At 62.4% G+C, this 17,610-nt stretch carries 16 protein-coding genes; 5 read left to right on the top strand and 11 right to left on the bottom strand.

Annotated features, from left to right (window positions below; translation table 11 throughout):
- Positions 1–388: 388 nt before the first annotated feature.
- Genes dsbG through dsbD form a run of 3 tightly spaced genes read right to left on the bottom strand, consistent with a single transcriptional unit; the run spans position 389 to position 3,698 of the window.
- The gene (gene dsbG, locus BUE92_RS26330; RefSeq protein ID WP_020302229.1) at positions 389–1,150 is read right to left on the bottom strand and encodes a thiol:disulfide interchange protein DsbG; all 762 of its coding nucleotides are present in this window, start codon (positions 1,148–1,150) and stop codon (positions 389–391) included.
- Positions 1,126–1,971, bottom strand: coding sequence for a TlpA disulfide reductase family protein (locus BUE92_RS26325; protein WP_073527064.1), 846 nt, complete (start codon positions 1,969–1,971; stop codon positions 1,126–1,128). Before BUE92_RS26325 ends, dsbG begins: the two co-directional genes overlap by 25 nt.
- Positions 1,971–3,698: a protein-disulfide reductase DsbD gene (gene dsbD / locus BUE92_RS26320; RefSeq protein WP_073527063.1), complete on the bottom strand. Its 1,728-nt coding sequence runs from the start codon at positions 3,696–3,698 to the stop codon at positions 1,971–1,973. Before dsbD ends, BUE92_RS26325 begins: the two co-directional genes overlap by 1 nt.
- A 175-nt stretch (positions 3,699–3,873) precedes the next feature.
- On the opposite strand from dsbD, the gene BUE92_RS26315 reads away from it, so the two are divergent.
- The 5 genes from BUE92_RS26315 (at position 3,874) to BUE92_RS26290 (ending at position 9,178) form a co-directional block, all read left to right on the top strand.
- The gene (locus tag BUE92_RS26315; RefSeq protein WP_014719307.1) at positions 3,874–4,554 is read left to right on the top strand and encodes a response regulator; all 681 of its coding nucleotides are present in this window, start codon (positions 3,874–3,876) and stop codon (positions 4,552–4,554) included.
- The gene (locus BUE92_RS26310; protein WP_073527062.1) at positions 4,554–5,873 is read left to right on the top strand and encodes an ATP-binding protein; all 1,320 of its coding nucleotides are present in this window, start codon (positions 4,554–4,556) and stop codon (positions 5,871–5,873) included. Before BUE92_RS26315 ends, BUE92_RS26310 begins: the two co-directional genes overlap by 1 nt.
- A 123-nt stretch (positions 5,874–5,996) precedes the next feature.
- The gene (locus tag BUE92_RS26305) at positions 5,997–6,764 is read left to right on the top strand and encodes an N-acetylmuramoyl-L-alanine amidase (protein WP_073527061.1); all 768 of its coding nucleotides are present in this window, start codon (positions 5,997–5,999) and stop codon (positions 6,762–6,764) included.
- A gap of 706 nt (positions 6,765–7,470) precedes the next feature.
- Entirely contained in the window at positions 7,471–8,871 is a 1,401-nt protein-coding gene (locus tag BUE92_RS26295; RefSeq protein ID WP_073527059.1) for an aspartate aminotransferase family protein, read from the top strand.
- Positions 8,872–8,953: 82 nt separating this feature from the next.
- Entirely contained in the window at positions 8,954–9,178 is a 225-nt protein-coding gene (locus BUE92_RS26290; protein ID WP_003192847.1) for an MbtH family protein, read from the top strand.
- A gap of 111 nt (positions 9,179–9,289) precedes the next feature.
- On the opposite strand, the gene BUE92_RS26285 is transcribed toward BUE92_RS26290, so the two are convergent.
- The 8 genes from BUE92_RS26285 to minC all read right to left on the bottom strand — a co-directional run bounded on the left by BUE92_RS26285 (position 9,290) and on the right by minC (position 17,564).
- Positions 9,290–10,636: an amidohydrolase gene (locus BUE92_RS26285; RefSeq protein WP_073527058.1), complete on the bottom strand. Its 1,347-nt coding sequence runs from the start codon at positions 10,634–10,636 to the stop codon at positions 9,290–9,292.
- A gap of 16 nt (positions 10,637–10,652) precedes the next feature.
- A complete protein-coding gene (locus BUE92_RS26280) occupies positions 10,653–12,818 on the bottom strand; it encodes a mechanosensitive ion channel family protein (protein ID WP_073527057.1) in 2,166 nt (721 codons plus the stop codon).
- 72 nt (positions 12,819–12,890) lie between these two features.
- Positions 12,891–13,058, bottom strand: coding sequence for a hypothetical protein (locus BUE92_RS28585; RefSeq protein ID WP_003192842.1), 168 nt, complete (start codon positions 13,056–13,058; stop codon positions 12,891–12,893).
- A 199-nt stretch (positions 13,059–13,257) separates the two neighbouring features.
- Positions 13,258–14,547, bottom strand: a complete 1,290-nt coding sequence (locus tag BUE92_RS26275; RefSeq protein WP_003192841.1) for a M18 family aminopeptidase — start codon at positions 14,545–14,547, stop codon at positions 13,258–13,260.
- Between the two features lie 171 nt (positions 14,548–14,718).
- Positions 14,719–15,354, bottom strand: a complete 636-nt coding sequence (locus BUE92_RS26270) for an RluA family pseudouridine synthase (RefSeq protein WP_005789965.1) — start codon at positions 15,352–15,354, stop codon at positions 14,719–14,721.
- A 202-nt stretch (positions 15,355–15,556) separates the two neighbouring features.
- Positions 15,557–15,811 (bottom strand): cell division topological specificity factor MinE, encoded by a 255-nt coding sequence (minE, locus tag BUE92_RS26265; RefSeq protein WP_003175252.1) that lies wholly within the window; start codon positions 15,809–15,811, stop codon positions 15,557–15,559.
- A gap of 3 nt (positions 15,812–15,814) precedes the next feature.
- Entirely contained in the window at positions 15,815–16,627 is an 813-nt protein-coding gene (gene minD, locus BUE92_RS26260) for a septum site-determining protein MinD (protein ID WP_003192835.1), read from the bottom strand.
- A 199-nt stretch (positions 16,628–16,826) separates the two neighbouring features.
- Positions 16,827–17,564, bottom strand: coding sequence for a septum site-determining protein MinC (gene minC / locus BUE92_RS26255; protein ID WP_003192832.1), 738 nt, complete (start codon positions 17,562–17,564; stop codon positions 16,827–16,829).
- Positions 17,565–17,610: the final 46 nt, after the last annotated feature.

The raw sequence follows: 17,610 nt of genomic DNA, 5'->3' as shown, positions 1-17,610 counted from the left end.
CCAAAAGTAACCAAAAGGCTCTTGCCCCACCACTCGGCACCTCGCCTAGGCTCGGTGTGCCCGTAATCCGCCAGTGATTTGGGGGGCCGCCGCCACGCGCCATCCATGGCGCGGGGCGGCTAAACCGGCATCCCTGCCGGTTTACCCCCCAAATCCCTGTCGAATTCCGGCCAGCGTGGTTTGACGGGGCGCTTAAGATCAAGATCAAAAGCAGATCAAGAGCAAGAGCGACTCGCTTCGCATCGTGGTTACCGTCTGCTGTTACAACCCACAAAGTTGTGTAGATACCTATGCTCATCGCAGGCAAGCCAGCTCCCATATTTTGAGTTGCGAATACATTCAAATGTGGGAGCTGGCTTGCCTGCGATGGCGCCCGCGATGGCGGCGCTTATTTTGGCCCGAGAATCTTCACCAGCTTATCCGGCGAAGGCGCCCCTTGCTGCTGCTGCAGCCCACCCTTGTCATCCAGATAGAAAATCGCCGGCGTCGCCGACAACTCCAGTTCATCCATCAACTTCATATTGGCATCGAGCTTGGCCTCGACCTCGGCCGGGATCTTTTCCAGCGCCTTGAGCTTGCTGCCTTTGCCGGCGGCTTCGTGTTCTTGCAGGGCTTTTTGCGGGTCTTTGGCCGCGAGCAGGGCGGCGGATTTGCCTGGGCTGTCTTCGCGGATGATACCGACCATGATGTGGCGCAACTGCACCTTGCCGGCCTTCACCCACGGGCGGGCCTGTTCCCAGAACATGTTGCAGTACGGGCAGTTGGGGTCGCTGAACAGGTAGACGGTGCGCGGGGCGTTTTTATCGCCGTCCTGGATCCAACTGCTGTTTTCCATCTTGGCCCAGACTTCCTTGGCCATCGGTGCGTACACCAGTTTTTCCAGGGGCGCGGTGCTCAGGTCATTGCCTTGAGCGTCGTACAGGTTGCCCGCGATCACGTGCTTGCCGTCGGCGGTCAGGTACAGGGCCATGCCACGGTTCTGGTACTGGGCGGCGTAGCCGGTGAGACCGCTGGGCGCATCGAATTTTCCGATGATCTTGGCACCCTTGGCTTCGATCTGTTTGATCGGGGCCGGCAGGTCTTCGGCCTGGGCCAGCGTAGCGGCTAGCGTCAAAGGCAGCAGGGTCAGCAGGTGGCGGAGGCGAGGCATGTCGGTTTCCTTGTCGTGGTGTTGTCGAAGGGTTCCATGGCACGGGCCAGGCTGGCTTCGGAGAGTTCGCCCAAGTGGCTGTTGATCAGGCGCCCATCGGCTTGGTAGAACAACGTGGTCGGCAGCGCCATGGAACCCACAGCCTGGCCGAGGCGGCCGCTGGCGTCGAACAGCACGTTGTCGAGGTTCAGGCCCTGCGTGGCCAGGTAGGTGCTGACGCTTTGCATGCTTTCGGCCTGGTTGACGAACAGGAAGGTCACGTCGGGGCGCATGCGCTGGGCGTTTTCCAGCACCGGCATTTCGCGTCGGCACGGCGGGCACCAGGTGGCCCAGAGGTTGATCACCAACGGGCCGCCTTGATAATCCGCCAGTTGCACCACCTCGCCATTGGCATTGCGCAGGGTGATATCCGGCAGGCGCGTGCCTTTTTCGTACAGACTGAGGGACAGGCTGGTCATGCCCCAGAACAACAGGCCGGTGATCACCCCGGCGCTGAGCGGCTTGCGCAGGGCAGGGCGACGCCAGCCGTAGACCAGCGCGCCGAGAATCAACGCGATGATGCCGGGCCAGGCGAGAAAGCCGCCGTCACGCAGGTCGACCATCTCCACCCAGTCGTTGCTGTAATAACTCCAGTACATCAGCACAAAACTGACCCGGGCGGCGAGCAGGCCCAGCAGGAACAGGCTGAACAGCACCGACTCCGGGTTTTCGCCGCCGCGCTTGGCCACGCGCCAGCCCACCAGGGTGGCGAGAATCAGCGCGCTGATCAGCAGCAGGTGATTCAGGGCGATTGCGAAGGTGCCGATGGTGAGGGTCAGCATCAGAGAGCGTCCCGCGTCTGGGTCCAGCGTTGCAGGAAGGCGGCGGCATCTACTTCGCCGGTGATGCGTTGGGCGCGGCGTTCTTCACCGTCCGGGCCGATCCATACGAAGCTCGGTGGCCCCGGTACTTTGTAGCGGCCCAGCAGCTCGCGGCTGGCGGCGTTGTCGGCGGTGACGTCCAGGCGCAACAGGCGCACGTCTTTGAGCGCGTCCATCACTTCGGGTTTGCCGAAGACCTGTTTTTCCATGATCTTGCACGACACGCACCAGTCGGCGTAGTAGTCCAGCAACACCCACTGGCCCTGGGCCTTGGCGCTGTCGAGTTGGCTTTGCAGTACAGTCGGGTCGCTTACCGTGGTGAAGGCATCGTGAGCGCTGGGTGCACCGGCGACCCGCGAGCCGCTGTAGACCTTCAACGGTTGCCACAGCTCATCGCTGCCACCGGCCGCCCCCACCACCAGCACCGCGCCCCACAGGCCCAGCACCAGGGAACCGGCGCCGAGCACCTTGGCCGCCAGGCCGAACTCACGGGCCAGTGTCCAGCCACAGTAGGCCATCACCAGCGCCAAGGCGCCCCACAGGCCGATCCACAGGCTGTCGCTGACTACCGGGCGAATCATCAGCACCGCGGTGCCCAGGAAGAGGAAGCCGAAGATGCCCTTGAGCACGTTCATCCAGGTGCCTGGCTTGGGCAGGAAGCGATTGCCCACGGTGACCAGCAGCAACAGCGGAATGCCGATACCGATGCCCATGGCAAACAGGATCAGGCCACCGTGCAGCGCATTGCCGCTCTGGGCGATGTACAGCAGGGCGCCAGCCAGGGGCGCGGTCATGCACGGCCCCACCAGCAGGCCGGACAATGCGCCGAGCGCACCGGCACCCACCAGGCTGCCACCGCTTTGCTGGCGGCTGACGTTATCGAGGCGGTCACGCAGGAAGGCGGGCAGTTGCAGTTCAAAGAAGCCGAACATCGGCAGGGCGAGCAACACGAACAACGCCGCAAAGCTGCCGAGGATCCACGGCGTTTGCAGCAACGCCGCCAGGTTGGCGCCGAGCAATGCGGCCATCACCCCCAGGGCGGCATACACCAGCGCCATGCACACCACGTAGCTGCCAGCCAGGGCAAAGCCACGGCGCGGGCTGGCGCCACTGCCCACCACCAGGCCGGCGAGGATCGGCAGCATCGGCAACGAGCAGGGCGCAAACGCCAACAGCAGGCCCAGGCCGAAGAACACCAGCAGGCTCCACCCCAGGCTGCGCTGCTGCAGGCCGCTGGCCAGGCTTTGATCCTGGGCTTGCGCGGTCGCGGCGACGGCCGGGTTGCCGCCCAGGTCGACGGTGATCGACTGCGGTGGATAGCACAGGCCCGCATCGGCGCAGCCCTGCCAGCCGAGCTTGACCTGGCCGGTGGTGCCGGCGGGGATCTTCACTTCCAGGCCCTGGCGATACACTTGCTGTTCGCCAAAGAACTCGTCGCTATGGGCTTCACCCTCGGGCAGCACGGGTTTTTCGGCCAGGCCGTCGAACTTCATGCGCTGCTGGTACAGGTAGTAACCGTCGGCAATCTGCCAAAACAGCTGGGTTTCGCCGCTTTCTAGACGTTCGGAGGTAAAGGCGAAGGCTTTGCCCACCGGGAGGAAGTCGGGTTTGGTTTCGAAGGGGCTGCCCGGCGCTGCCTGGGCAAATCCCGCGAACAACACCAGCAGAAGGGTAAACAGATGCCGCATGGTCAAGCCTTAGTTCGATGCAAGTGAGGCACACAATGTGTGGCGTTGATTAACCGATGATTAACCGCAGCTATTCTAGAGCGTAGGTGTTATCCGGTGTTGCGAACTTTAGCGGCATAATGCGCGCTTAATCCGTGGCTTTTCTAATCGCGCCATCTTTCATGAAGGGTTAACCATGCACGTACTGGTCTGTGAAGACGACGAACTGATCGCCAGTGGCATCGTGGCCGGCCTGACCGCCCAGGGCTTTACCGTGGAGCGCGTGGCCACGGCCTCGGCTGCGCGGGCGATGCTCAAGGCCGCGGCCTTCGACATCATGGTGCTCGACCTCGGCCTGCCCGACGAAGACGGCCTCAAGCTGCTGCAACAACAGCGCAGCCAGGGGTTGGACATTCCGGTGCTGATCCTCACCGCGCGGGACTCGGTGACCAACCGCGTCGACGGCCTGCAAGCCGGCGCCGACGACTACCTGCTCAAGCCTTTCGACCTGCGTGAGCTCGCCGCTCGCCTGCAAACCCTGTTGCGCCGCGTGGCGGGGCGCAGCGTCAACCTGATCGAACATGGCCGCCTGGCCTACGACCCCAGCAGCCGCGAGACCTTCCTCGGCGGCCAGCCGGTGGACCTGTCCCGGCGTGAACAGGCGTTGTTGCAGGCGCTGTTGCACAACAAGGGCCGCGTACTGTCCAGCGAACAGCTCAAGGACAGCGTCTACGGCTTCAGCGACGAACTGGAAAGCAACGCCCTCAACGTGCATATCCACCACCTGCGGCGCAAGTTGGGCAACGGCATCGTCGAAACCGTCAGGGGGCTGGGCTATCGCCTGGGCACGGCTGATGGGGGAGAAAACACGCCGTGATGAGCTTGCGTCTGCGCCTGACGTTCAAGCTGGGCGCCGCTTTTGTGCTGATCTGGGTGCTGGCGGCCGCCTGGATGCTCAACGACTTGCGCAACCAGATGATGTTTTCCCTCGACCAGCGCCTGGTGGCTTCGGCGCGCATGGTGGCCGGGCTCACCGAGCAGATGCCGGGCCTGGCCAGCGTCAGCGGGGGCGCGCATTTGCGCACCGAACAACTGAATGTGCCGGGCGGCATGGCTTGCCAGGTCAGTTCCTTGCGTGGCGAGATCCTGGCGCGCAGCCATACCACGCCAGAGGAAGGGTTGGAGTCGCGCCGCAGCGGTTTTCGTGACCAGATCATCGACGGCGTGGGCTGGCGCAGTTTTACCCTGTCCCGTGGCGACCTGCTGATCACCACCGCCGACCGCCAGGTGGAGCGCGAGGCCCTCAACCTGTCGATCCTGCTGGCGGCTTCGGTGCCGGTCGGCGTGGCGTTGCTGGGCTGCCTGTGCCTGCTGTGGCTGGGCATTGGCCAGAGCCTGGTGCCGCTCAACCGTATGCGTGATGCCTTGATGCGGCGCAGTGCCGACTCCCTCGAACCCTTGCAGATTCACCCGCTGCCCAGTGAACTCAAGCCGTTGCTCGACACCCAGAACCAACTGCTGCAGCGTATCGCCAAGACCATCGAGCGCGAACGTCGCCTGACCGGCGACGCCGCCCATGAACTGCGCAGCCCGTTGACCGCGATCAAGACCCACCTGCAAGTCGCGCGCATGACCGAGGGCGCGGCCCGCGACCAGTCCCTGGCGCACGCCGAGGAGGGCGCCGATCGCTTGCATCGCACCCTGGAGCAACTGTTGTTGCTGGCGCGGGTGGAGGGCAGCCTGTCGTTTGACGATGGCCTGCAGTCCAGTGCCGAGGAAGTCGCCAGGTTGGCGATCCAGGATGCCAACGCCGGCGACAATTCACGCATTGATCTGATCCTGGCGCCGGATCTTTCCCCTGTTCCAGTAGCAATGCCCGTGGGCCTTGCCGTCGCGGCCCTGCGTAACCTGCTGGACAACGCCTTGCGCCATACCCCGGCCGATACCCGCGTGGAACTGCAGGTGTTTTCTACCCTGGATAACGTGGTGTTCCGCGTGCGTGACCATGGCCAGCAGATCTCCAGCGAAGACCTGCAATACCTCACCCAGCGGTTCTGGCGCAATGGCAGCAGCGAAGGCTGTGGCCTGGGCCTGGCGATTGTCCAGGCGATCGTGCAGCGCTGTTCCTGCTCGTTGCACTTCGACAGCCAGCCCGATGGTATGCGGGTCGACCTGGGCATGCCGTTGCGGCGCTGAGCTGCCCTTTTCATGTGGCAAATAATTACCGCCCGCCTGAGGCTCAAATCTTCAGGATGGCGGTAATTTTTTTGTGCTTGAACGGGCCGAATGAGTCGGCCTGAATTGAAAAGGACTGTTCTTATGTTGGTGATAGACACCAGTTTCCCCGCCAGGGATTTCAACGACCGCCGCGGCGAATCCGTGCAGCAGGTGATTGTGCACTACACCGCTGCGCCCTTTGCTTCCTCGCTACGCACCCTCACCCAAGATGGCGTCAGCGCCCACTATCTGCTGCCCGACCCCGCTGAACCCAGCTACCGCGCTGCCGGTTATGAAGAGTTGCGGGTGTTTCGCCTGGTGGGCGAGGACCAGCGCGCCTGGCACGCAGGCGTGAGCTATTGGGCGGGGAAGGCCGATCTCAACAGCCGCTCGGTGGGCATTGAAATCGTCAACCTGGCGCGGGATGAAGCGGGGGTCTTTACCTTTCCGGAGTACGCACCGGCACAGATTGACCTACTGATTGAATTGCTTCGCGACCTGCTGGAGCGCTATCCGCAGGTGGGCCCCACTGACTGGCTCGGGCATTCGGATGTGGCCTACTGGCGCAAGAGCGACCCTGGGCCTCGGCTGCCCTGGCGTGCGCTGCATGAAGCCGGTATCGGGGCCTGGTTTGATGAGTCGACCCGGGCGATGTACCAGCGCCGCTTTTGTGTCGGCTTGCCGCCGGAGGTCGAAGTGGAGCGGGCGTTTCAGCGTTATGGCTACAAGCCCGCGCAGAACCGCCTGGCCTTTGAGCAGCGCACCCGGGCGTTCCAGATGCACTTTCGGTCAGAGGATTATTGTGGGTTCCTGGATGCAGAGACTTGTGCGGTCTTGTATGCACTGAACGAAAAGTACCGCGGGATTTGATGCCGAGCACTGTTCAAATGTGGGGCCCCATGCGGGAGGGGGGCTTGCCTGCGAAGACGGCCTGACAGCCGACGCTTATCTACCTGACGCGCCGCGATCCAAATGTGGGAGCTGGCTTGCCTGCGATGACGGCCTGACAGCCGACACCTATCTACCTGACACCCCACAATCAAACTGTGGGAGCGGGCTTGCTCGCGAAGGCGGCCTGGCAGTCAACACAGTTGGATTGTGTGTATATCCATTGCTGCGGTAACGGCCACTTAGGGTTCCGCTCTGACAGCGGCTCACTTTTGAAAAGCGCAAAAGTAAGCAAAACGCTCTTGCCCCACCACTCGGCACCTCGCTTTGGCTCGGTGTGCCCGTAATCCGCCAGTGATTTGGGGGGCCGCCGCCACGCGCCATCCATGGCGCGGGGCGGCTAAACCGGCATCCCTGCCGGTTTCCCCCCCAAATCCCTGTCGAATTCCGGCCAGCGTGGTTTAACGGGGCGCCTGAGAGCAAGAGCAAGAGCAAGAGCGACTCGCTTCGCATCGTGGTTACCGGTGGCTGCGGCGAACTGCACAGTCGGTAAATATCCGACCAACCTCCTAAATCCCCGTGCATCTGAAGCGTCTCCACAACAGGAAATCCGTGCGCATGCCCTTGGGCCAGACGCCAACGGATCGGCAGTTTGGTCACCATCATCAGCGTATTGAGGGATCCAGAGATGTCAGTCGCTACCAGCCGTATCGAAGACGCCCCGGTGCAGGCCGCGGAAACGCTCTATCAGTTTGACGAAAGCCCGCTGCTGGCCCGCCAGCGCCAGCAGGAATCCAACGCCCGCAGCTACCCGCGGCGCATCCCCCTGGCACTCAAGCGCGCCAAGGGCATTTATGTGGAGGACGTGGAGGGGCGCCGGTTCATCGACTGCCTGGCCGGTGCCGGAACCCTGGCGCTGGGGCATAACCACCCGGTGGTGATCCAGGCCATCCAGCAAGTGCTGAGCGACGAACTGCCCCTGCATACCCTGGACCTGACTACGCCGGTCAAGGATCAATTCGTGCAGGACCTGTTCGGTTTGCTGCCCTCGGAACTGGCGCGGGAAGCCAAAATCCAGTTCTGCGGCCCCACCGGCACCGATGCGGTGGAGGCTGCGTTGAAGCTGGTGCGCACCGCTACCGGGCGCAGCACCGTGCTGTCGTTCCAGGGCGGCTATCACGGTATGAGCCAGGGCGCGCTGAGTTTGATGGGCAGCCTGGGGCCCAAGAAACCCTTGGGCGCCTTGCTCGGCAATGGCGTGCAATTCCTGCCATTCCCGTATGACTACCGTTGCCCGTTTGGGCTGGGTGGTACCGAAGGTGTGCGGGTCAACCTGCATTACCTGGAAAACCTGCTCAACGATCCGGAGGCCGGCGTGTTGCTGCCAGCCGCGGTGATTGTCGAAGTGGTCCAGGGCGAGGGTGGCGTGATCCCGGCGGACCTCGACTGGCTGCGTGGCCTGCGCCGCATCACCGCGCAAGCGGGGGTGGCGCTGATCGTCGATGAAATCCAGAGTGGTTTTGGGCGTACCGGCAAAATGTTTGCCTTCGAACACGCCGGCATCATCCCGGACGTGGTGGTCATGTCCAAGGCGATTGGCGGCAGCCTGCCGCTGGCGGTGGTGGTGTATCGCGACTGGCTCGACACCTGGCTGCCGGGTGCCCATGCCGGGACCTTCCGCGGCAACCAGATGGCGATGGCGGCGGGCTCGGCGGTGATGCGCTACCTCAAGGATCACGACCTGGCAGGCCATGCGGCCGCCATGGGCGAGCGCCTGGGCGAACACCTGCGCATCCTGCAGCGCGACTTCCCGCACCTGGGGGATATCCGCGGGCGTGGGCTGATGCTGGGGGTGGAACTGGTAGACCCAACGGGCACGCCTGATAGTCAGGGCCACCCACCGGTGCATCGCCAGTTGGCGCCGCTGGTGCAGCGTGAATGCCTCAAGCGCGGGCTGATCCTGGAACTGGGCGGGCGCCATGGCAGTGTGGTGCGTTTCCTGCCACCGCTGGTGATCACCGCAGGCGAAGTCGACCAGGTGGCCGAGATTTTCGGGCGCGCCTTGGCGGCGGCCGTGGCCAGCGTGTAATTTTCCAGGCCCTTGGTACGTTTCTACAGATATCAGCGCTGCGCGTGGTGCGCAGCCAGCCTTTGAGCGATGGAGAACAGCAATGACCTCAGTATTTGACCGCGACGACATCCTGTTTCAGGTAGTGGTCAACCATGAAGAACAGTATTCGATCTGGCCCGACTACAAGGCCGTGCCGGAAGGCTGGCGTACCGTGGGCAAGAGTGGCATGAAGAAGGAGTGCCTGGCGTATATCGAGGAAGTGTGGACCGACATGCGGCCGTTGAGCCTGCGCCAGAAAATGGACGGCGCGGCCCTCGCCAACTGATTCACCCCAATACCCTGTGTAGGAGCGAGCTTGCTCGCGAAAAACGCAAGAACGCCGCGGTTACCCTGAGTAAACGCGGCGCTCTTAAGTTCTTCGCGAGCAAGCTCGCTCCTACAAGGGGGGGTGGGTATAGAGGTAATCCGTCGCCAACGACGCCAGCGTCCTCACGCCCACCACCAACGCCGACTCATCCACAAAGAACCCTGGGTTGTGATTCGGTGCCGCCTTGCTCATGTCCTGGTCCCTTGGCGTTACCCCCAGGAAGACAAACAACCCCGGCGCCTCCTTGGCATAGAACGAGAAGTCTTCGGCGCCACCCACCAGCGGGCCTTGCACCACATCATTCTGAGCTGCCCAGCGCAGGCTCGGCAGCATTTTTTCGGTCAGCGCCGGGTTGTTGATGGTGGGGTCGTACTTCTCGATGATCGTCACTTCGGCCTTGGCGCCACCGCTTTCGGCGATTTTTTCTACGGTCTGGCGCACATCCCCATGCAGCTTCTGGCGGATGCCGTAGTCGTAGGAGCGAATGGTGCCGCTCATGTCTACCGACTCGGGGATAATGTTGTAGCGGGTGCCACCGTTGATGGTGCCGATGCTCACGACAGAGGGGAATGACGAAATATCGGTACGGCGGCTGACCACGGTCTGCAGGCCGACAATGGTTTGCGCGCCGACGGTGATCGGGTCGATACCGTCCCAGGGGCGGCCGGCGTGGGTCTGTTTGCCGAGGATCCTGATGCGCAGGTCATCGGAGCTGGCCAGGGTCGGGCCCGGGCGGTAGGCGATTTGCCCGGCAGGCACGCCAGCCCACACATGCAGGCCGAACACCGCATCAGGCTTGGGCGCTTTCATCACGCCTTCCTGCACCATCATCTTCGCGCCCCAGGTGTTCTTGCCGTCGGGGATAAAGTCGCTGGGGCCTTCTTCGGCCGGTTGGAAATAAAACACCACGGTGCCGGGCAGGCGGTCGCGCATGCCGGTAAGAATCTTCGCAGTGCTCAGCAAGATGGCGGTATGGGCGTCGTGGCCACAGGCGTGCATCACGTCGACTTCTTTGCCCAGATAGGTGCCCTTGGCTTTGGAGGCGAAGGGCAGGTCGGCCACTTCCTTGACCGGCAGCGCATCCATGTCGGCACGCAGGGCCACAGTCGGGCCGGGCAGGGCGCCTTTCAAGATGGCGACGACGCCAGTGCGGGCCACCCCGGTCTTTACTTCAAGGCCAAGTTCGCGCAACTGTTTGGCGACCAACTCGGCGGTGCGGGTTTCGGTATTGCCCAGTTCCGGATGGGCGTGGATATCGCGGCGGGTTTCCAACAGGCTGGGTTCGAGGATTTTTGCCTGGGCGGCAATTTCCTCCCGGGCACTGTCCTGACCGCTGCTGGCGGCGATCACTGCACTGCTCGCGACCGCGCCGAGCAGACCCAAGACCCATTGGTGTGTCAGACCGTTCATTCGCATACCAACCTCTCCTTGCTTATTGTTGTGGATCTTTCTCCTGCACGCTGCCGGCAGTCTGCACCTGCACGCTCAAGCGCGGTGTCGCCAGGTCCAGCCCGGCTTCATCCAGGTGCCGCTTGAGCGACAGGTTGAATGCCCGCGACACTTCCCACTGCTTGATCGGCGCGGTCTTGAAGCGTGCGCGCAGGATCGCGCTGCCGGACTCGAAACTTTCCACACCCTGGATCTCCAGCGGCGACCAGATATTGCGGCGTTGCAGTGGGTCGTTGCGCATGGCATGGCCGACCTCGCGCATCAGTTTGATCGCGTCGTCGATTTCCATGTTGTAGGGGATCGCCACGCGGAAGATCGCATAGCCGAACTCGCGGGAGTAGTTCTTGATGCTCTTGATTTCGCTGAACGGGATGGTGTGCACGATGCCGTCGATATCGCGCAGGCGCACGGTACGGATGGTCAGGCCCTCTACGGTACCGAGGTGGCCGCCGACATCCACGTAGTCGTCGATGGCCAGGGAGTCTTCGATGATGATGAACAAACCGGTGATCAAGTCGGCTACCAGCGATTGCGCACCAAAGCCGATGGCGATACCGATCACGCCCGCACCGGCCAGCAGGGGCGTCACGTTCATGCCCATGTTCGCCAGCGCCACGATGGCGGCGATGATGAAGATGGTCACGAACAGCACGTTGCGGATCAGCGGCATCATGGTTTGCGCACGCGCGTTGGCCAGGCCTTTGCGCGAGCGGGTCAGGGCGTGGTGAATGGCCGTGTCGGCGAGGATCCAGATCAGCCAGGCAAACAGCAGGGTCCCGCCAAGGCCCACCAGCTTGACGGCGATTTCATGGCCGTCGCCTTCGGCAAAACGAATCATCGACAGGCCCCACACGCGCAAACCCAGCTCGATGAACACCAGCCACACCGCCAGGTGTACCAGGGTGTAGACGAAGCCTTTGAGGCGCTCGGAATACAGCGCATGGCGCTTGTGCCCGCGGTGCGGCTTGAGGGCGTGGCGGCGCACCAGGCCGTTGATCACCATGCACAACACCAGCAACACCGTGCACAGCAGCGACTGGCGCAGGGCGGTGCTGGTGTCGCCGGCGGACAGGAAGGTGGCGAACAGCGAAATGCCCACCAGCAACAGCGCCGGCAGGTACCAGAAGGTGCCGATGATCGACAGGGTATCGGTGAGCGCCCGGCGGTTGAGGCGGCGCGACAGCGGCTGGTTGCGGATCAGGTGCGCAATCGGTCGGCGGAAACGCAGGATAAACACACCGGTGGACAGCGCCGCCATTACATTGGCCACGGTTGCGGCAGTGTGGGCCAGGTGCTGGCCGAGCGCTGCAACCAGGCGCGGATCGCTCAAGGCTTCACCAAAGGCGGCAAAACTGCCGATCCACCACAGCGGACGGAACGCCTGGTGGCGCAGGATATACAGAGCGCGGTGGCGGTGCGGGCCATCGAGTACGGAGAACGCAATCACGCAGATGGCCGAGAAGCAGGTGCCGACCACCAAGGCATAGGCCAGCACCATCGCCAGGGATTTGCCCAGGGAGGAAGGCAGGGCGTAGCTCAGGTAAACCGTGATCACCAAAGCGATCAGCCAGGGGCCCAGCTTGCGCAGGGCAAAGCGCAGCATGTCCCAGGTGCGTGGATGTTGCGGTAACTCTTCGGGTAAGCCGAAACGCTCGCGTACCCGATGGCTGAGCCAGATCAGCGCGGCGGCCAGCAGGCTCCATACGGCCAGGATTACGGCAAAACCGAAGATGATCGGCAGCCATTCGCTGGCCGGCAACATCAGGGCGGCCAGTTCATCCTTGGCCAGGTCGACTTCATTGGACCAGCGCCCCAGCGGGCTGTCGGCGCCGGAAAACTGCTGCTCAAAGCCCGACAGCGTACTGCCGATCAACCCGAGTACCCCGAGTTCGGCGGCGGGCTGGGCCTTTTGCGTGGCGGCGCGCAGTTTCTTCAGGTCACTGAGCAACTGGGTGCGTTGCTGGTCGTTTTCCAGGGTCTTGATCACTTCGTCCAGCGACTGCCCCAAGGGCACTTCCGCCTGGGGTTGGGTCTTGCTGGAGCCGCCCAGCATCCCGGGCAAGCCCACGGCTTGGGCGGGCGTCACTGGCAGCAATGTGAGCAGGGCGATCAGCAGGTAGCAGGGCAGGGCAAACAGACGGGAGAACACGAGGCGGTCAACCTTGAAAACGACGAATTGACCGAGTGTACGAGGCCGCTATGCCCAATGCGAGCGCATTTGTCACTGCGCCAGTTTGGCGAGGATCTTGTAGAGCACGGTGCCGAGGATCAACAGCATGCCGATCCACATGCCAAACACGCCCAGGGGCTTGTCGCGAAAGTTGAAGCCGACCGCGAGCATGATCATGCCGATCACGATGGGAATGAGCATGGCGTGGAATGAGGACATGGAGATCATGAAGAGGGTGGCCTTGTCGCAGTGGAAGTTCTGACAAGTCTAGGCCGGATTATCAGAAGTGCAGTTGATGTGAGTCAGATAGCTTTATGTCTGGTTGGAAACCCATCGCGGGCAAGCCCGCTCCCACACTTAAATGCATTCACAGATCAAATGTGGGAGCGGGCTTGCCCGCGATGGGCGCGCCTCGGTCTCAGGGCAAGTCGCGACTGGCGTAGAACGCACCCAGCACTTTGACCAAATGCGCCAGGTCATGGCTGCCGCACAGTTCTCGAATGGAGTGCATGGCGAACGTCGGCAAGCCGATATCTACGGTGCGCACCCCCAGGTGGCTGGCAGTGATGGGGCCGATGGTCGAGCCGCAGCCCATGTCGCTGCGCACCACGAAGCTTTGCACTGGCACTTCCTGGGCCATGCACAGGTGGCGGAAGAACCCGGCGGTTTCGCTGTTGGTGGCGTAGCGCTGGTTGCTGTTGACCTTGATCACCGGGCCGGCGTTGAGTTTCGGGCCGTGGTTGGCGTCGTGTTTCTCGGCGTAGTTGGGATGCACACCGTGAGCGTTGTCTGCCGACACCAGCAGGGATTTCTGGATGGTGCGTACGAACTCTTCGCCTTCGGGCAGCAAGCGACGCAGGGTCTGCTCCAGCATCGGGCCATCGGCGCCGCAGGCCGAGCAGGAGCCGACTTCTTCGTGGTCGTTGCACACCAGCACGCAGGTTTCATCGGTGTCGCTGGTGAGCAAGGCTTGCAAACCGGCGTAGCACGACAGCAGGTTGTCCAGGCGCGCACCGGCAATGAAGTCGCCATTGAGGCCGATCACGGCGGCACTTTGGGTGTCGTAGAAGCTCAGCTCGTAGTCGAGTACCACATCGGCATTCAACCCATGCTCGCGGGCCAACTGTTCGGTGAGCACGGCGCGAAAATCCACGCGCTCGTCACCGGCAAACTGCGCCAGGATCGGCGGCAGCTCGGTCTGGGCATTGATCGCCCAGCCCTGGTTGGCTTCACGGTTGAGGTGAATCGCCAGGTTGGGAATGATGGCGATCGGCAGCTTGAAGTCGATCAGTTGGCTCTCGACCTTGCCATCGCGGCGGAAGGTGACACGCCCGGCCAGGGACAGGTCGCGGTCGAACCAGGGCGCCAGCAGCGCGCCGCCGTAGACTTCCACGCCCAGTTGCCAGAAGCCCTGGCGTTGCAGCTCCGGCTGGGGCTTGACCCGCAGGCACGGGCTGTCGGTGTGGGCGCCGACCATGCGGATACCGTCCTGCAGCGGCGATTGGCGGCCGAGCTTGAAGGCGATGATCGAGGAATCGTTGCGGGTCACGTAGTAGCGACCGTTGGCCTCGGTGGCCCAGGTGTCGCGCTCGTCGAGACGCTGGTAACCGGCCGCTTCCAGGCGCTGGGCCAGGGCGGCAGTGGCATGAAAAGGAGTAGGGGAGGCCTTGAGGAAGTCGATCAGGCCTTGATTCAACGCTTCGCGCATAAATAGCTCCAGACAGCAATGCGCGGAGTTTACCGTATTGGCCCCGCCGATTCATTGTAGGAGCGAGCTTGCTCGCGAAAAACTCAACGGCACCGCAGCCATTCAGGTTATACGCGGTGTTCTCAGGTTCTTCGCGAGCAAGCTCGCTCCTACAAGGTCATCGTCTTTGTCTTAAAAAGGGGCTGGGCACTCGAAGCGCAGGCGCTCGCCGCTTTGCGGGTGGGTGAAGCTGAGCATGCTTGCATGCAGGCACAGGCGCGGCCATGCAGCCAGGGCTTGCTCATGGGCGTACAAGCCATCTCCCAGCAACGGATGCCCGATGGACAACATATGCACGCGCAACTGGTGCGAGCGCCCGGTGATGGGTGTCAGCTCTACGCGGCACCAGTCGCCGCAACGCTCCAGCACTTTCCAGAAGGTCAGCGCATGTTTGCCGAACTCATGGTCGACCACATGGCGGGGCTTGGTCGGCGGGTCGTAGCGCAGGGGCAGGTCAATGCTGCCGCTGTCCAGTTCCGGCTGGCCCCACGCCAGGGCGGTGTAGGCTTTTTCGGTTTCACGGTCGTGAAACTGGCGGGACAGTTCACGGTGGGTATCCGCGTCCCGGGCCAGCAGGATGATCCCCGAGGTTTCCCAGTCCAGGCGATGGACGATGCGGGCTTCAGGGTAACCGTTTTCCTGCAGGCGGGTGATCAGGCAGTCCTTGTTGTCGTCGGCGCGACCAGGCACCGAGAGCAGCAGGGTCGGCTTGTTCACCACCAGGACAGCATCGTCCTGATGCAGGATATGAATATTGGACAGCGGCATTAAACAGTCTCGTAACAAACGCCAACGGCGGCTCCACTGACTGCCCCCTCACCCTGTAGGAGCGAGCTTGCTCGCGAAGAACTCATCGGCACCACGTTCATTCAGGTGAAACGCGGTGTTCTCAGGTTCTTCGCGAGCAAGCTCGCTCCTACAACAGTACAGGGGCCAGGTAGCAGAGCCGCCGTGGCGACCGCCCGTTCGATCAACGATCGGGCAGGGTGATATTGAGTTCCAGGATCGAGCAACTGCCGTCATTTTCCAGGGCGACATGCACGTCATCGTTACCGATATTGACGTACTTGCGGATCACCTCGACCAGTTCCTTCTGCAAGGCTGGCAGGTAGTCCGGGGTGCTGCGTTGGCCGCGTTCGTGCGCCACGATGATCTGTAGACGCTCTTTCGCTACCGACGCGGTACTTGGCTTTTTGTTGGCGCGAAAGAAGTCGAGAAATTTCATTGTTTAGTTGCCTCCAAAGATACGCTCGAAGAATCCCTTCTTCTTGACATCGAGGAAGCGGTGTTCCACGGTCTTGCCCAGCAAGCGATCCACGGCATCGCTGTACGCCTGGCCGGCGTCGCTCTGGTCGTCGAGAATCACCGGTACGCCCTGGTTGGATGCCTTCAGGACGGCTTGGGATTCCGGAATCACGCCCAGCAGGGTCACGGCGAGGATTTCCTTCACGTCTTCAACACCCAGCATTTCGCCGTTGTTGACGCGCTCCGGGTTGTAGCGGGTGAGCAGCAGGTGTTCCTTGATCGGGTCCTGGCCTTCTTCGGCGCGCTTGGACTTGCTGGCCAACAGGCCGAGCATGCGGTCCGAGTCACGTACCGAGGAGACTTCCGGGTTGGTCACCACGATGGCTTCGTCGGCGAAGTACATCGCCAGGTGAGCACCGGTTTCGATACCGGCCGGGGAGTCGCACACCACGTATTCGAAGGTTTCCTTGAGCTCGGCGAGCACTTTGCCGACGCCTTCTTTGGTCAGCGCGTCTTTGTCACGGGTCTGGCTGGCGGCCAGCACGTACAGGTTCTCAAGGCGCTTGTCCTTGATCAGGGCCTGTTGCAGGTTGGCTTCGCCGTTCACCACGTTGACGAAGTCATACACCACGCGACGCTCGCAGCCCATGATCAGGTCAAGGTTACGCAGGCCGACGTCGAAGTCGACGATGACTGTCTTGTGGCCGCGCAGAGCGAGGCCGGTACCGATAGCGGCGCTGGTGGTGGTCTTACCCACACCACCCTTGCCGGATGTAACCACGAGAATCTTGGCCAAGGTGTTTCACCCCTAAGGAAAAAGGACTTTCGGTCCCTGAAAAACATCTCTTGGAGCTCGCCGCAGGCGGACAGCCTTTGCAGGAAAAAGACGGGGTTTCCATGGGGAAACACCAACTTCCAAAAAGTCCTACACAAGTCTTGCCGGTTTCGCTTTGCTATCAGAGTCTAGAGATGCTTGGAAAATGCGGCAGTATCCGTTAAAGACGGATGATGTTCAACACATCGCCCGACAGGTTGACCTGTACCGAAGCGCCCCACAGTGGATCGCGGCGCAAATCTTCGGAAACCTTGTACTGACCCGCGATGGAAACCAGCTCGGCGGTCAACTGCTGGCAAAAAATACGCGCCTTGGTATCACCCTTGATGCCGGCCAGGGCGCGTCCGCGCATCGGGCCGTATACATGGATGTTGCCATCGGCAAGAAGTTCCGCCCCCGGGCTGACCGAGGAAACCACCACAAGGTCGCCGCCCTGGGCGTAAATCTGCTGCCCGCCGCGTACCGGCGAGGTGATGATCTTTGTAGGCCTGATCGCAGGCTCGGGTGGTTTTTCCGGTTTTTTCTTTTCTTCGCCGACCAGCGGTTCCAGCGCACGCTCGCGGGCGCCGGACGGTGGCAGTACTGGCAGTTCAATGGCGATGGCAGCGGCAATGTCTTCGATGCGGCTGGCGCGGATGGCCAGTGTGCGCAGGCCATGGGAACGGCATACGCGCATCAGGCCGGGCAAATCAATTACGCCCTGGCCAGCCGGCAGCTTGTCCAGCGCCAGCACCAGCGGGGCGTTGTTGAAGAAGTTCGGCGCCAGGGCGACCTTGGCGGCCAGTTGGCGGTCCAGGGCGTCGAGGTCATTGCGGGCCAGTTCCAGCACGGTAATGGCGAGCATGCTGCCTTTTAGCTGGAACACGGGATCTTGGTCTAGCGGTTCGGTTTGGCTCATGGTCGGCGAAAGCGGCTTGTCACGAAAAGTGTCGAGACTTATAACG

This window comes from Pseudomonas fluorescens (genome assembly GCF_001902145.1).
Classification (GTDB): Bacteria; Pseudomonadota; Gammaproteobacteria; order Pseudomonadales; family Pseudomonadaceae; genus Aquipseudomonas; species Aquipseudomonas fluorescens_BV.
This window is presented reverse-complemented; position numbering and strand designations above follow the sequence as displayed.